14 protein-coding genes are annotated in these 15,565 nt (G+C 64.6%); all 14 read right to left on the bottom strand.

The genetic code is table 11. The annotated features are described in order from the left end of the window. Positions 1–8: 8 nt before the first annotated feature. Positions 9–752 (bottom strand): pyridoxine 5'-phosphate synthase, encoded by a 744-nt coding sequence (locus PDM28_RS00070; RefSeq protein ID WP_311183295.1) that lies wholly within the window; start codon positions 750–752, stop codon positions 9–11. Further along, positions 749–1,027: a hypothetical protein gene (locus PDM28_RS00065; protein WP_070209677.1), complete on the bottom strand. Its 279-nt coding sequence runs from the start codon at positions 1,025–1,027 to the stop codon at positions 749–751. Before PDM28_RS00065 ends, PDM28_RS00070 begins: the two co-directional genes overlap by 4 nt. A 67-nt stretch (positions 1,028–1,094) precedes the next feature. Further along, the gene (cls, locus tag PDM28_RS00060) at positions 1,095–2,564 is read right to left on the bottom strand and encodes a cardiolipin synthase (protein WP_311183294.1); all 1,470 of its coding nucleotides are present in this window, start codon (positions 2,562–2,564) and stop codon (positions 1,095–1,097) included. Between the two features lie 101 nt (positions 2,565–2,665). Beyond that, positions 2,666–3,082 carry an ExbD/TolR family protein gene (locus PDM28_RS00055; protein ID WP_102947117.1) on the bottom strand — a complete coding sequence of 139 codons (417 nt, stop codon included), beginning with the start codon at positions 3,080–3,082 and terminating at the stop codon, positions 2,666–2,668. Positions 3,083–3,085: 3 nt separating this feature from the next. Next, entirely contained in the window at positions 3,086–3,511 is a 426-nt protein-coding gene (locus PDM28_RS00050) for an ExbD/TolR family protein (RefSeq protein WP_102947116.1), read from the bottom strand. Positions 3,512–3,568: 57 nt separating this feature from the next. Then, complete coding sequence (gene exbB, locus PDM28_RS00045; protein ID WP_068848033.1) at positions 3,569–4,330, bottom strand: TonB-system energizer ExbB; 762 nt, start codon at positions 4,328–4,330, stop codon at positions 3,569–3,571. Positions 4,331–4,412: 82 nt separating this feature from the next. Further along, entirely contained in the window at positions 4,413–5,081 is a 669-nt protein-coding gene (locus PDM28_RS00040) for an energy transducer TonB (protein ID WP_102947115.1), read from the bottom strand. A gap of 144 nt (positions 5,082–5,225) precedes the next feature. After that, positions 5,226–6,428 carry a heme biosynthesis protein HemY gene (locus PDM28_RS00035; RefSeq protein ID WP_311183293.1) on the bottom strand — a complete coding sequence of 401 codons (1,203 nt, stop codon included), beginning with the start codon at positions 6,426–6,428 and terminating at the stop codon, positions 5,226–5,228. Between the two features lie 132 nt (positions 6,429–6,560). Beyond that, complete coding sequence (locus tag PDM28_RS00030) at positions 6,561–7,367, bottom strand: M48 family metallopeptidase (RefSeq protein ID WP_312327355.1); 807 nt, start codon at positions 7,365–7,367, stop codon at positions 6,561–6,563. A 71-nt stretch (positions 7,368–7,438) separates the two neighbouring features. Next, on the bottom strand, positions 7,439–8,278 hold the full coding sequence (locus tag PDM28_RS00025; protein WP_102947112.1) for a CPBP family intramembrane glutamic endopeptidase: 840 nt from the start codon (positions 8,276–8,278) through the stop codon (positions 7,439–7,441). 73 nt (positions 8,279–8,351) lie between these two features. After that, positions 8,352–10,811 (bottom strand): DNA topoisomerase (ATP-hydrolyzing) subunit B, encoded by a 2,460-nt coding sequence (gene gyrB, locus PDM28_RS00020; protein WP_311183291.1) that lies wholly within the window; start codon positions 10,809–10,811, stop codon positions 8,352–8,354. Between the two features lie 112 nt (positions 10,812–10,923). After that, positions 10,924–12,021, bottom strand: a complete 1,098-nt coding sequence (recF, locus tag PDM28_RS00015) for a DNA replication/repair protein RecF (protein WP_311184737.1) — start codon at positions 12,019–12,021, stop codon at positions 10,924–10,926. Positions 12,022–12,853: 832 nt separating this feature from the next. After that, complete coding sequence (gene dnaN / locus PDM28_RS00010) at positions 12,854–13,954, bottom strand: DNA polymerase III subunit beta (protein WP_070208036.1); 1,101 nt, start codon at positions 13,952–13,954, stop codon at positions 12,854–12,856. 276 nt (positions 13,955–14,230) lie between these two features. Beyond that, positions 14,231–15,565 carry a chromosomal replication initiator protein DnaA gene (gene dnaA / locus PDM28_RS00005; RefSeq protein WP_311183290.1) on the bottom strand — a complete coding sequence of 445 codons (1,335 nt, stop codon included), beginning with the start codon at positions 15,563–15,565 and terminating at the stop codon, positions 14,231–14,233.

The raw sequence follows: 15,565 nt of genomic DNA, 5'->3' as shown, positions 1-15,565 counted from the left end.
GATTTTTCTCAAACCAGCGCGAGATACCGCTTCACAGTAGCGTCCAGCCCGGCATACAGCGCCTCCCCGATCAGCGCATGCCCAATGGAAACCTCCAGCACGTCCGGGACCGCCTGCAGGAAGTCCCGCAGGTTGTCCTGCGAAAGATCGTGCCCTGCATTCACTCCCAACCCTGCCGCTTGGGCCGCACGGGCGGCCTCGGCGAACAGCGCCAGCATCACCGCGGCATCGCCCGCCGCGTGGGCTTCGGCGTACGGGCCGGTGTAGAGCTCGATACGGTCGGCGCCGATTGCGGCCGCCTGCGCGATGTCCGGGTTACCGGCGTCGACGAACAGGCTGACCCGGCAGCCGTACGTCTTGAGTTCGGCAATCAGCGGACGCAGCCGCTCGGCGTCGCGGCTGAAGTCGAAGCCGTGATCGGAGGTGAGCTGGCCATCGCCGTCCGGCACCAGGGTGGCCTGCGCCGGGCGGGTCTGCTCGCACAGCGGGAGCAGGCCGGGATAGCCCGGGCGAGGCGGCGCGAACGGGTTGCCTTCGATGTTGAATTCCACCCCACGGGCGCGGGTCAGTGCGGACAACGCGATCACGTCCTCGGCGTGGATGTGCCGGCGGTCCGGCCGCGGGTGCACGGTGATGCCATGCGCCCCGGCGTCCAGGCAGGCGGTCGCGGCCCGCACTACATCCGGGTCGTGGCCGCCCCGCGAGTTACGCAGGACGGCGATCTTGTTCACGTTGACGCTGAGCTGGGTCATGGGCTCGGGGGCAGGTCGTTCGGGTCGCGTTCGGCGTCGCGGCGGGCCTGCGCCTGCTCGCGCAACCGGCGCAGTTCGGTGGGGTCGATGGCGTTGTAGATCTCGCTGCCGGTGTCGCGCTGGCTTCCGCCGAAGGTGGCGACATAGCGGCCGCGGACCCAGGCCAGCAGGAACAGCAGGGCGCCGAACAGTGAAAGCATCATCAGCCCGGTCGAGGGCGTTTTGACGGCGAAGGCGAAGCAGCCGATCGCCAGCAGCATGAACAGCCAATACATTGTCATTCTCCCCGGTTGACCGCGCCAGTGTAGCGCCGCTGCCGGGCCCGGTTCCACGTGGCGGCGCCTACAGCAGCGGCGAGGCGAGGCGGGCGAAGGCTTCGGGGACCCGGTGCAGCCACAGCGAGCGTCGACGGTCGTTGCGGACCGGGCTGGAAGCGGCGAATTCGGCGATCAGGATCTTCTCCAGCTCGGCCACGCAGGCCTCGTTGCTGATCATCATCGAAAGCTCGAAGTTGAGCCGGAAGCTGCGGTGGTCGAAGTTGGCGCTGCCGGCGATGCATACATCGTGGTCGGCGATGAAGGCCTTGGTGTGCAGCATGCGCGGGCCGTACTCGTAGATCTTCACCCCGGCCTGCAGCAGCTCGTCGAAATAGGAGCGCGCGGCCTGGGTAACGAACCAGGAGTCGCTCATCTTCGGCACCAGCAGGCGCACGTCCAGGCCACCGAGCGCTGCCGAGGTAAGCGCCATGCGCGCGGCTTCGCCCGGTACGAAGTACGGGGTCACCAGCCACACCCGTTCGCGCGCTTCGTGGATGGCGGCAACCTGCAGGCGATGGATGGTTTCCCACGAGGAATCCGGGCCGGACACCAGCACCTGGGTGGTGATGGCACCGTCCTGCCGCGCCGGCATGTCGTTGGGCCACAGCTGCGCGATGTTGAAGCGTTCCTTGGGCTCGCCGGTGGCGTAGATCCAGTCTTCGACGAACACCAGCTGCAGGCTGCGCACCACGTGCCCGGCCAGGCGCATGTGCAGGTCACGGTAGGCATTCGGGTTGCGGCTTTCGTCTTCCTCGTCGGTGATGTTGATGCCACCGGTGAACGCAACACGGCCGTCGATGACCACCAGCTTGCGGTGCGTGCGCATGTTCATCCACGGCCGCTTGAACGGCTTGAGCAGCTGCCGCGGGTGGAACCACGCCACTTCCGCGCCCGCGTCGAGCAGCGGTTTGAGGAAGCGCTTGCGGATCGCCGACGACCCGACCGCATCCAGCAGCAGCCGCACGCGCACACCGGCGCGGGCGCGTTCGACCAGTGCATCGCGCAGCGCGGTGCCGGCGTGGTCGGGGTTGAAGATGTAGTACTCCACATGCAGGTGGTCGCGCGCCTGCGCCACCGCCTTCAACAGCGCGGCGTAGGTCTGCGCGCCGTCGACGAGCCATTCCACTTCGGTTGCCGAACTCGGCGCGAGCCCGGTGGTGGCCTGGCCGATCTTGGCCAGCTCGGTGCAGTCGGCATCGGGTGGGCACACGCTGTTGTAGTGCTCCATGCCCGAGCGCGCACGGCCGCGCCGCAGGCGCTGGCGCTTCACTTTCTGCGGACCCAGCAGGTAATAGATGAAGAGTCCCAGGTAGGGCAGGGCCGCCAGTGACAGGATCCAGCTGAGCGTGGCCACCGGCTCGCGCTTCTGCAGCATGATCCAGCCGATCAGCCACAGCAGGTACAGCACGTACGCGGCGATCATCAGCGGACGCAGGTGCGGAATCGCATCCATCCAGTGGAGCCAGTCGGCCAGTGCGGGGTAGGTGGCAAGCATGCGCGGATCATAGCCGGACGCGGGTGTCCGGTGCGCGCACAAAAAAAGCGCCCCTGTTTCCAGGGGCGCCTTCCAGTCGCGTCATGACTTGGTGTTGCGTATTACTGCTGCTGCTGGAACCCGATCTTCTTCATCTGCGCGTTCTTCGCGGCGGCCAGGACCTTGGCCATCACGTCGTACTCGGAGTCCGGGCTGGCGTCGATGCGCAGCTCGGGCTGGTTGGTCGGGTCACGCTGCACTTCCTGCTCCATGCGCTGCTGGAGTTCGCCCACTGCAACCGGGCTGTTGTTCCAGAACACCTGGTTGCTGGCGTCCACCCGCAGCTCGATCGGCGGCGGCGGCTCGACCAGCTGCGGCGGTGGGTTGAGCACGCGCTGCGGCAGGTCCACGGCGATCGGGTACGTCATGATCGGCGCGGTAACGATGAAGATGATCAACAGCACCAGCATCACGTCCACGAGGGGCGTAACGTTGATGTCGGCCATTGGGCCCTTGCCACCACCAGAACTGAATGCCATGGCTTACTGCCCCTTCTCTTTGGTGGCAACGAAGCCAACGTCGAGCATGCCCTGCTCCTGCGCGATCTTGGTCATCTCGTTGATGACACGCATCTTGGTGGTGCGGTCACCACGCAGATTGAGCGGGGGCTGGGGGGTCTGCTGGGCGGCGGTCGCCAGGCGCGACTCGAGAGTCTGCTTGTCGATCTCTTCGTCGTTCCAGTAGATCGAGCCGTCTTCCTTGACTGCCAGGGTGATCGGACCCTTGCGGTCGGCCGCATCTTCCGGATTCTGCACCAGGTTGGCCTCGGGCAGTTCGACCTTGACCTTGTGGGACATCAGGGGCGCCGTGATGATGAAAATGATCAGCAGCACCAGCATCACGTCCACGAGGGGCGTCACGTTGATGTCGGCCATGGGGCCGCCGCTGTTACCACTACTGAAAGCCATAACGGGCTCCGTCTAGATCGTGTTGACTACGTTCTCGCTGGGTACAGCGCGTCGCAATTAGCGGACGCGCGAACCGGTGGCGAAGAAGTCGTGCAGGTCGTGAGCGAACGTATCGAACTTGCTGATCGTGGCGCTGTTGATCTTGCTGAAGAAGTTGAAGGCGAACACGGCCGGGATTGCCACGAACAGACCGATGGCGGTCATGATCAGGGCTTCACCCACCGGGCCGGCAACGGCGTCGATCGAGGCGGAACCGGTTGCACCGATCTTGATCAGCGCGCCGTAGATGCCCCACACGGTGCCGAGCAGACCGACGAACGGAGCGGTTGCGCCGACGGTGGCCAGCAGGGTCATGCCCGACTGCAGGTTGTTGCTTTCGCGGGTCACGGCCTGGCGCAGGGCGCGGTCGACGAACTCCGAACGGCTCAGGTTTTCACCCAGGCCACCGGTGGCGCCGCCTTCGGCACGCTGGTGGTGGGCAGCAGCCTGCGCAGCGTCCAGGGCGATCTTCGAGAACGGCTCGGAAGCCGGCTGCTCTTCCATCGCACGGATGGCGTCCTGGGCGTTCGGGGTATCCCAGAACAGGCTCACGACCTTGTCAGCAGCGCTCTTCAGACGGGTGGCGCGGAAGATGTTGATGACGGTCCAGTACCAGGACATGGCCGACATGATCACCAGGGTCAGAAGCACGACCCAGGAGACGGCGAAGTCGCCCGGCTTGGAGGTCATTTCGTGGATCAGATGCTCGAAGCCCATCTGCGAGAGGGCATTCGACGGGTTGCCCCCGGCAGCAGCGGCGATGAAGAGTTCCTGCAGCATGACGCTTACCTTTGTTGTGTGTGGTGATGAATGTTGTAGCTAGTTTCGAGTGAGGGGTGGGTGGCATTGGCCACCCGACCCATCAATTCAGCGCAAAGTTGACCGGGACGCGGACGCGACCTGCAGCTTTCTTCCCGCCCGATTCGGCAGCGTTAAAGCGCCATTTGCGGGCGGCTTCCATCGCGGCACGGTCCAGATCGCGGTTACGGCTGGACTTTTCGACCGTCACATTGGTGACGTTGCCATTGGCATCGACATCAATGATCAGGATGACTTCACCCTGGATACCTGCGCGGAACGCGGCCGGCGGGTAACGCGGGGGATTCATGGCCTTCGACGAGATATCGACGCTGGCCTCGATGGAGCTGGGCGGCTGCGGCGGGCTCGGCGGGCTCGGCGGCGTGACGATGTCGTTCGGACGCGGCTCCGGCACGTCGATCACCGGCGCCTGCGGCGGCGGCGGCACCGGCGAGGGCTTCGGCGGCGACAGGTTCTTCACCGGCGGCGGCGGCTGTTCGGTCGGCGGCGGCGGCGGCGGCGGCGGTGGGGGCGGCGGCGGAGCGTCGACCAGGGTCACCATGATGTTGCGTTCCTTTTCCGCGACGGCCTTGGGGGCCACGGCAGGAATGAGGAGCAGCATCAGGGCGGCGAGATGCAATGCGATTACAAAGGCGATACCCACGATGCGCGGCCAGCTGAGGCCGGTGTCATCGCGTTGTTCGTACCTGTGAACGACTAGTTGTTCCGTCATGCGCCAAGAGCTCATTAGTGGGGCCGGGTACCCGGGGCAGGTAACCCATGATCAGCGGTGCATGACACCGCAGGAACCTCCAAGCTTATACCAATCCTGAGCGCCTGCGCATCACTGGCGCAGGCGTTCAGGCGTTATTCCTACTTACTTCAGGTTGATGATTTTCTTCGCATCGGCCTGATTCTTCACACCCTTCGCCAGCGCCTGCTGGGCGGCCTGCTTGGCCTCTGCGATACGCCCTTCAGAATGCAAGACGCGTGCCAGGTTCAAGTAGGTTTCACCGTCCTTGGAAAGCGGGGCAGCCTTCTGCCACGCGTCGATCGCCTTGTCCACCTGCGGCGGGTCCAGATAATAGTTCGCCTGGGCCAGGGCCAGGTACACCTGGTAATCCGGCTTCAGCACACCCTTGGCCAGGCCGTCATCGATGACCTGGATGACTTTCTTTTCCTGGTTTTCGGTGTTGGCGTAGATCGAGTAGGCGTGCTTGTACTCACGTTCTTCGCTGAGCTGACCGGCCGCCAGCAGCTTGTCCATGACCGTAGCGGCCTGGGCCATCTGGTCGGCCTGCAGGTACATGCTGGCCAGGTTCATCTGGGCCTTCTTGTCGTTCGGGTTCTTGGCCGCCAGCGCTTCGGCTTCCTTGACTGCCTCACCGGTCTGGCCGGCTTCGGACATGGCCGCCATCAGCAGCTGGTTCCAGTTGTCCTTGGGCGCGGTGCTGCCGGCGATGGCCGCCTTGATCACCGGAATGGCCTCCTGGTAGCGCTCGAGCTGGTACAGGGCCTGGCCCTTGATGATCAGCTCTTCCGGCTTGGTCGACTTGGACTCGGCGAAGTACTTGTCCAGGGTGGCCAGGCCTTCGGCGGTCTTGTCGTCCTGGATCTGCAGCTGGCCCAGCATCAGCATCGACTGGAAGTGGCCGTTGTTGTCCAGGCCGTTGAATTCCAGCACCTGCTTCAGGTAGCCGATGGCAGCGGCGTTGTCGTCGGACTGGTAGGACGCCTGCGAGGCGAGCTGCGCGGCCAGCGACTTGTCGTAGGTGTTGGCAGCGCTGTTGGCCAGGATTTCATTGGCCGCGGCGAGGGTTTCCGGGAACTTCTGATCGTTGTAGCTGTCGATCAGCTTCTGCAGCTGCTTGCCCAGCTTCGGCGAAGCCTTGACGGTCGGCTCCTGGCGGGTGGCGTTGGGGTACAACGCTTCAGCCTTGGCCTCGTTCTTGCTGCCACGACGATCGCTGCTGCGGTCGCTGCTGCGACTCTGGGCAACGGCGTCGGTGACCACGACGCCACCGAGGGCGGTCGCGATGAGTACGGTAAGCACGGCTTGCTTGTGGTTGCGGAAAATCATCTTTCACCTCGGTCAAACCGCCGTGGCGGCATCAAAACGGACTGTCAGAAAAATCTGAGCCGCCAAACGTATCAGAAACCGACAGCGTGAGAAATCGTTTCCGATGCTGCAGCACAGCATCCTTTAGTCGAATCACCCGCACTTCGGGCGCCGTCCGGCGGCTTGGGCCTGCTGGAAGACACCGGTCAAGGCAGGTGCATCGCGCTGGAGTTCGCGGATCCGGTTGGCCGGGTCGGGGTGGGTCGACAGCCACTGCGGGGAGCGCCCCGCGCTGGCCGCCATCATGTTCTGCCACAGGTTGACCGCCTGCGCCGGGTCGAAGCCCGCCTCGGCCATCAGCCGCTGGCCGACCACGTCTGCCTCGCTTTCCTGGGTGCGCGAGCCGGGCAGCAGGAACGCCGCCTGGGCGCCCGCACCGCCGAGCTGGTTGACGGTGCTCGCGGCGCCGTCGCCGTAGGCGGCGCCGGCCAGCGCGCCGAGCACGGCCAAGCCGGTCTGCGCACCCATCTGGCGGGTCAGGCGCTCTTCGTGGTGGCGCGAGATGACATGGCCGATCTCATGCCCGATCACGGCCGCGAGCTGGTCCTGGTTCTTGGCCACGGTGAAGATGCCGGTGTTCACCCCGACCTTGCCGCCGGGCAGCGCGAAGGCATTCGGCTCGGCATCGACGAACACGGCGGTTTCCCACCGTACGCCCTGGTATTGAGGCGGCAACTGCGCAACCAGCGCGTTGACCACGCACTGCACGTACGCGTTCTGGCGGCCGTCGCTGCTGATCTTTTCTTTCTGCTTGGTTTCGGCGAATGCCTTGGCACCGAGTTGGTCGAGCTCGGCCTGCGAAACGCCGCCCACCATCTGGCGTCGCCCGGTGGGCGAGGTGGTGGTGGCGCAGGCACTGACCAGCAGGGTGATGACAAGTCCGAGCAGCAGGGGTTTCAAAGCGGGGACTCCCGTGTTCATGTCAGCAGTGTGGCCGACTGTACGTAAGGTTTCGTCAAGCCGGCGAGAGGTCAGTGGATGCCCAGGAAAACCAATGCCGCCAGGGCGATCGCGTTGTTCAGCGCGTGCGCGACGATCGGCGCCCACAAGGTGCCGGTGCGCTGGTAAAGCCAGGCAAATGCCGCGCCCATGCCGCCGTACACCAGCCACAGCTGGGCAATTTCCCACGGGCCGTTGGCGCTGGTGCCGGGCACTTCATGGACCAATGCGAAAGCCAGGCTGCTGAGCAGCATGCCCAGCCATGGCCGGCCGGCCTTCCACAGACGGCCGAACAGCACGCGGCGGAACAGCAGCTCTTCGTAGGCCGGTGCCAGCACGATGGCGAACAGGGCCAGGAACCAGGGGAATCGGGCGAGCGCCTGTTCCATCAGGGCCAGGTTGGTGGGCACCGGTTCGATGCCCGCCTGCCGGGCCAGCCAGGCAATGCCATTGCTGCCGATCACCACGCACGCCGCTACCAGCAGGGTCCAGCCCCAGGTCGAAGGACGGCGCGCGGCCTGGAACGAGGCGCTGCGTTCGGCGGCATCGGCGCGCCGGCGCAGGAAGTACAGGAATACCGCAGCGCCACCGGTGGCGAACAGGGCCATCAGGATCTGCGCGAGTGCGCCCGGCTGGCCCACGTGCTGGGCGAGCGCTTCGGCCGGCTGCGCGCCGGTGTCGCGCACTACGATGATCGCGCGGTACATGCCCCACAGCAGGCCGCTGGCCATGCTCAACCCGAGCAGGGCGAGCGTGCCGATGCCGAGATCGATCAGGAACCCCGCGATCGGGGAACCGGGCTTCCGTTGAGGCGCCTTGGGAACGGCGGGGGGCAGCGGAGGCGTCGTGGACGCCGGGGCGGTAGCGGACATCGGGTTCCTGGCAGCAAGAGGCGGCAGCCGGCCCGGTTGCAGGTCGCAACCGGCCGGCCCTGGCCCGATTGTGTCAGATATCCAGGTTGGCGACCCGCAGGGCGTTGTCTTCGATGAAGTCGCGGCGCGGCTCCACCACATCGCCCATCAGGGTGCTGAAGATCTGGTCGGCAGCCACGGCATCTTCGATGCGTACCTGCAGCAGGCGACGCGTATCCGGATTCACCGTGGTGTCCCACAGCTGTTCCGGATTCATTTCGCCCAGGCCCTTGAAGCGCTGGATCTGGCGACCCTTCTTGGCTTCGTCCAGCAGCCAGTTGCGCGCCTCGGCAAAGCCGGTGATCTCCGACGACTTGGCGCCACGCACGATCTTCGCACCGCTGCGGATCAGGCCGTGCAGCAGCAGCGACGACTGGTGCAGGGCACGCAGTTCGCCGGTTTCGAAGGCGGCCAGCGGCAACACCTGGACCAGTTCCTCGCCCATGTGGCGACGCGTGACCAGCACTGCGGCCGGGCGCTGCTCGGTCGGTTCCTGCAGTTCCAGGCTGAAGCGCGGCGAGCCCAGGCTGCCCTGGTTGAGACGCGCGGCCAATGCGGTCAGACCTTCGCCTTCGCCCGCCTTGCGCAGGTGCTCCAGGTCCATCGGGGTGAAGTCGACCAGCGCTTCGAGCAGCTGGCGGTCGTAGCGATGGGCGTTGCGGCCGATCGCTTCCTGCGCCGAGGCGTAGGCCAGCAGCAGCTTCTCCAGTGCAACGCCTTCGATGGCCGGCTCGTTCTCGGCCGGAATCAGCGAGGCGTTTTCCACCGCGTTGCTGGCCAGGTAAGCGTCCAGCGCGGGGTCGTCCTTCAGGTACAGCTCCTGCTTGCCCTGCTTGATCTTGTACAGCGGCGGCAGGCCGATGTAGACGTGGCCACGCTCGATCAGCTCCGGCATCTGCCGGTAGAAGAAGGTCAACAGCAGCGTACGGATGTGCGCGCCGTCGACGTCGGCGTCGGTCATGATGATGATGCGGTGGTAACGCAGCTTGTCCGGGTTGTACTCGTCACGCCCGATGCCGGTGCCCAGCGCGGTGATCAGGGTACCGACCTGGTCGGAGGCGAGCATGCGGTCGAAGCGTGCGCGTTCCACGTTGAGGATCTTGCCGCGCAGCGGCAGCACCGCCTGGTTCTTGCGGTTACGACCCTGCTTGGCCGAACCACCTGCCGAGTCACCCTCGACGATGAACAGTTCGGACAGCGCCGGATCCTTCTCCTGGCAGTCGGCCAGCTTGCCGGGCAGGCCGGCAATATCCAGCGCGCCCTTGCGGCGGGTCAGGTCGCGCGCCTTGCGCGCGGCTTCGCGGGCACGGGCAGCGTCGACGATCTTGCCGGCAATGGCCTTGGCTTCGTTCGGGTTTTCCTGCAGGAACTCTTCCAGGCGCGCGCCGAAGGCGCTTTCCACCGCCGGACGCACGTCCGAGCTGACCAGCTTTTCCTTGGTCTGGCTGGAGAAGCTGGGATCGGGCACCTTCACCGACAGCACCGCGATCATGCCTTCGCGCATGTCATCGCCGGTCAGGTTGATCTTGGCCTGCTTGGCGATGCCGTTCTGCTCGATGTAGTTGTTGAGCACGCGGGTCAGCGCGCCGCGGAAACCGGCAAGGTGGGTACCGCCGTCCTTCTGCGGGATGTTGTTGGTGAAGCAGTACATCGTTTCCTGGTAGGAATCGGTCCACTGCAGCGCCACTTCCACGGTGATGCCGTTGGACTCGCCGGTCACCGAGATCACGTTCGGATGCAGCGGGGTCTTCAGCTGGGCCAGATGCTCCACGAAGCTGCGGATGCCGCCTTCGTAGTGGAAATCGTCGCGACGGCCATCGCCGCGCTCGTCAACCAGCACGATCTTGACCCCGGAATTCAGGAACGAGAGTTCGCGCAGGCGACGCGCCAGGATCTCGTAGTGGAACTCGACGTTGTCGTGGAACGCGGTCACCGACGGCCAGAATCGCAGGGTGGTGCCACGCTTGGTGCTGGCTTCCACCTGGGCAAGCGGGCTGACCGCCGCGCCATCGGCGTATTCCTGATGGTAGTGGAAGCCGCCCTGGAAGATATCCAGGGTGAGCTTCTGCGACAGCGCGTTGACCACGCTGACACCCACGCCGTGCAGGCCGCCGGAGACCTTGTAGCTGTTGTCGTCGAACTTGCCGCCAGCGTGCAGCACGGTCATGACCACTTCGGCAGCGGACACTTCGCGACCGAGCTTCTGGCTCATCTGCGCGTGCTTGCCGGTGGGAATGCCGCGGCCGTTGTCGGACACCGAGACCGAGCCGTCGGCGTGGATCGTCACCGCGACGTGGTCGGCATGGCCGGCCAGCGCTTCGTCGATCGAGTTGTCGACGACTTCGAACACCATGTGGTGCAGACCGGTGCCGTCATGGACGTCGCCGATGTACATGCCGGGGCGCTTGCGGACCGCCTCCAGGCCTTCCAGTGCGGTGATGCTGTTGGCGTCGTAATTGCCGGTAGGTGCCGGAGTGTTCTGTTCTTCAGTCATCGCGCTTGCCATAGGCTCCGCAGGTCGGGCCACCGCCGTGGGGCAGGGCGCCGATGGGTTTAGGGGTTGCAACAGCAATTATACCAGCCGGGCGCTTCCGCCCCTGCCCGCACTATGGCACAGGCTGAACCTGCCCATGTTCCACGTGGAACCGGGTGATGTCGGAGCGGCCTTCGAGTGCCGTCGGGGTTTCGGTGGCGGTGATGAAGATCTGCGCCGGGCCCGTCCGCAGACGGTCCAGTACCCGGGCCTGGTGGGTGCGGTCGAGCTCGGACGCGATGTCGTCCAGTGCGATCACCGGCCATTCCCCGCGCTGCTCGGCGTAGTCCTCCGCCTGGGCCAGCAGGCAGGTGAGGGCGGTCAGTTTGGCCTGCCCGCGCGAGAGCGCGTCCCGGCCGGGAATGCTCGCGAAGCCCACGCTCCAGTCAGCGCGGTGCGGACCGACGGAGGTGTAACCCGCCAGGCGATCGCGGTCCCGGGCCAGCAGCAGTGCGTCGGACAGGGATAGGTCCTGCTTGCGCCAGCCCGGGCTGAGGTTAAGCGACTGCATGCCCAGATTCGGCGCCAGATCCTGCGCCAGGCTGACCGCACGGTCCTGCAGTTTGTCCAGATAGTGCTGGCGGCGGCTGGTGAGCGGTTCGCCCGCCTCGGCGAGCTCGTGGTCCCAGGCATCGAGCGCGTGCGGGTGCCCACCTTGCTTGAGCAGGGCGTTGCGCTGTTTGAGCGCGCGCGAGTAGCGCCGCCACAACGCCAGGAAGTCTGGTTCCACGTGGAACAGTCCCCAATCGAGGAAACGGCGACGTGGTTCACCGCCGCCACTCACCAATGCGTGGCTCCCAGGCTCGAAGGTTACTACTGCCAGCGCTGCGCACAGATTTCCCAGCTGGGCGACGTCTTCGCCATCCAATCGGCCTTTCCAGTCCTGGCCGCTATGCCGAAGGCCGGCCTTGCGGCGGGTGGGGGACTCGGCGCCAGCGCGTTGTTCGTCCCACTCGACGAACACATCCAGCGCCTCCAGCCCGTGTCGCACCAGGCCATCGCGCACTCGTCCGCGGAAACTCCGCCCATAGGCCATCACGTGCAAAGCCTCCAGGACGCTGGTCTTCCCGGCGCCGTTGTCGCCCGTAATCAGGTTGATGCCGGGTTGTGGAGCAAATTCCACGCTGTCGAAGCGACGAACGTTGTGGAGGGAAAGACGGCGAATATGCATCCCGCCATTGTAGAGGCACGCCATGCGTGTCTGCCTTCCCGCCCAAATCGAAACCGACCGGTAGAGCCACGCCCTGCGTGGCTGCTCTTCACCGGACACGCATGGCGTGCACCGACCCGGAATTCTTTGAAATCTGGAGGACGGGCAGGGCCTCTGCCTTGCAGATTTCAAAGAATTTGAGGCTCTACCAGGCCGCTGGGAAGGACATCGGTTTATCCAAGGACCACATTCTTTGAAATCTGCGAGCCACGCCCCGGCCAGGTTCCAGAGATCGTGAAACATCCAGCGAAATGCGGTTCGACTTACCCACACGCGGCCTGTATGACTTATGCACAAGCGCTGGGCAGGTTGTGGATAAAAAGTCCGCCAAATCCGCGCCTGAAACATATCCACAGGCTGACCCCCACCTTCAGGGGCCTTTTTACAGGGGTTTCAGCCCTACATTTTCCTTTACATTCAACAAGATAAGGTAGTTTTCAACCAAATCTGGGCCTACCATCACCACCTAGCTTTAGATTTATATACAGTTTTTAAAGCATAGAGCTGTGATCCAAGGGTTTGAAAAACCCGCACCGCCGAGACCACGCGTAGGGACACGCCGTGCGTGTCTGCGTTGGACCAGGCAACCCAAAGCGGGAAGGGCAGCCACGCAGGGCGTGGCTCTACCGGGGTGCGGTTTCTGACGTTGAGAGCCGGACACGCGTGGCGTGGCTCTACGCTAGATGGCTCGTGGCTCGTGCCTGGGCGGCGATGCTCCACGTGGAACGTGCTGGCAAAAAAAAAACCCGGCACTCGGCCGGGTTTCTTTCAACGCTGTTCCACGTGGAACAGGTCAGAGGCGCAGCGGCATCACCACGTGACGCGACTTCTCGCTGCTGGCTTCACGCACCAGGGCCGAGGAGTTCGAATCGCGCAGCTGGATGACCACATGTTCGTCGCGCAGGGCAGACAGGGCGTCCAGCAGGTAGTTCACGTTGAAGCCGATGGCCAGATCGCTGACGGTGGTGTCCGCTTCGATCTCTTCCTGGGCTTCTTCCTGCTCCGGGTTGTGCGCGCTGATCTTGAGGTTGCCCGGCGAGACTTCCACGCGGATGCCGCGGTACTTCTCGTTGGACAGGATCGCGGCGCGCTGCAGCGAGGCGCGCAGGGCTTCGCGATCCACCTTCACTTCGCGGTCGGCGCCGATCGGGATCACCGCCTCGTAATCCGGGAAACGGCCGTCGATCAGCTTGGAGGTAAAGGTCACATCGTCGCGCTTGACCCGCACGTGGCTGCGGCCGACTTCCAGTTCGATCTCGCGATCGCCGCTTTCCAGCAGGCGCTGCAGCTCGGTCACGCCCTTGCGCGGCACGATGATCTGACGCTTGGCGCCACTGGCCTTCTCCAGGTCGGTTTCGCACAGCGCCAGGCGATGGCCGTCGGTGGCCACGGTGCGCAGGGCATCACCGCGCAGGTCGAACAGCAGACCGTTGAGGTAGTAGCGGACGTCCTGCTGGGCCATCGCAAACGCGGTGCGTTCGATCAGCTCCTTCAGGGTCGCCTCGCCAATCGCAACGCGCTCGGTGGCTTCCACTTCGTCCACCGACGGGAAGTCGTTGGCCGGCAGGGTTGCCAGGGTGAAACGGCTGCGCCCGGCCTGGACGGTGATCTTGTCGCCGCTCTGCGAGACGGTGATCCGGCTGCCATCGGGCAGGGCGCGGATGATCTCGAACAGCTTGCGTGCCGGGATGGTGGTCTCGCCGTCCTGGGCATCTTCCACCGCGATCCGCGACACCATCTCCACTTCCAGGTCGGTACCGGTCAGCGAAAGCTGGCCGTTCTGGACCTGGACCAGGAAATTAGCCAGAACCGGCAAGGTCTGGCGGCGTTCGACCACGTTGACGACTTGTGCCAACGGCTTGAGAAAGGCTTCGCGCTGCAGTGTGAAACGCATGTGGTTCCGTGCCCCTATGCTTTAAAAAAATGTGGAATAAATCAAAAGCTTGGTGGTGCTGGTAGCGCCAGAATCGCTGGAAAACATAGCTAAGTCTTTGTAAATAAAGAACTTTATAGCCTTGAAACCCTCTGCACTACTGCCCCCCAAGGGGTGGGGAAAGCTGTGGATAAAAACCGGCCCGACTCAAACGGCGTTTTTATCCACAACCTGTCCCTCGCTTACACCCGGATTTTGCACCGTTTTATGCGATGACGCTTGGGTGGCGTGCGTGCATCATTCGCTCAACTTCCGGATCAGCTTGTCCCAGTCTTCCCGCAACTTGCCGTCGGTCTCCATCAACGTCCGGATCTGCCGGCACGCATGCAGCACCGTGGTGTGGTCGCGACCGGCAAAGGCATCGCCGATCTCAGGCAGGCTGTGCTCGGTCAGTTCCTTGGTCAGGGCCATGGCGACCTGTCGCGGACGGGCCAGTGAGCGGGTTCGACGCTTGGACAGCAGATCCTTGATCTGCAGCCCGTAGTAGTCGGCCACGGTCTTCTGGATGTTGGGAATGCTGATCGCCTGCTGCTGGGCGCGCAGCAGGTCGCGCAGGGTTTCCTGGGCGAAGTCGGTGGTGATCGCGCGGCCGGTGAAGTTGGCGCGGGCGGTCAGGGTATTCAGCGCGCCCTCGAGGTCGCGAACGTTGGAGCGCATCTTCTTGGCAATCAGAAACGCCACATCGTCGGGAATCTCCGCACCACGCTCGCGGGCCTTGGCCAGCACGATCGCCGCGCGCGTCTCGAAGTCCGGTGGCTCGATCGCCACCGACAGGCCCCAGGCCAGCCGCGACTTCAGGCGCGCTTCCAGGCCTTCCACTTCGCGCGGATACCGGTCGCAGGTCAGGATGATCTGCTGCTTGCCGTCGAACAGGGCGTTGAAGGTGTGGAAGAACTCTTCCTGCGTGCGGTCCTTGCCGGCGAAGAACTGGATGTCGTCGATCAGCAGCGCGTCCACCTGCTGGAACTGGCGTTTGAACTGATCCATGGTCTTTTCCTGCAAGGCCCGGATCATCGCGCTGAAGAACTGCTCCGAGCGCAGGTACAGCACCTTGGCGGCCGGATTGGCCTGGCGCATGGCGTTGCCGGCGGCGAACATCAGGTGGGTCTTGCCCAGGCCGGTTCCCCCGTACAGCAGCAGCGGGTTGTGCGCACGGTCGCCGGGCTTCTGCGCCGCCTGGAACGCCGCGGCCAGGCCCAGCTGGTTGCTGCGGCCTTCCACGAAGTTGGAGAAGGTGTAGTGGGAATCCAGGTTGCCGGCGAACGGCACCAGCGGCTCGGCCGCCGCGGCAGGCGCGGAAACGGTCGAAATTGGCGCGATCTGCGCCTCCACGGCGCGCGGACGCGAGCCGATATCAAGAAAAACGTCGCCCGAACCGGAGAAATGCAACATCAGTTCCTTGATCCGGGGCAGGTACAGCGACCGGACCTGGTCCACGATGAAGGCATTCGGGGCATACAGCACCAGGCTGTCCGCGCGCAGATCGGCCTGCAGCGGCTTCAACCAGGTGTGAACATCTTCGGGCGGGAACTCCGCCTCAAGGCGTTCGAGACAACGTGACCAGGCATCCAT

The sequence above is a fragment of the Stenotrophomonas aracearum genome (assembly GCF_031834615.1).
GTDB classification, from domain to species: domain Bacteria; phylum Pseudomonadota; class Gammaproteobacteria; order Xanthomonadales; family Xanthomonadaceae; genus Stenotrophomonas; species Stenotrophomonas aracearum.
The sequence above is the reverse complement of the archived record's forward strand: the minus strand, read 5'-3'. Positions and strand labels throughout refer to the sequence as shown.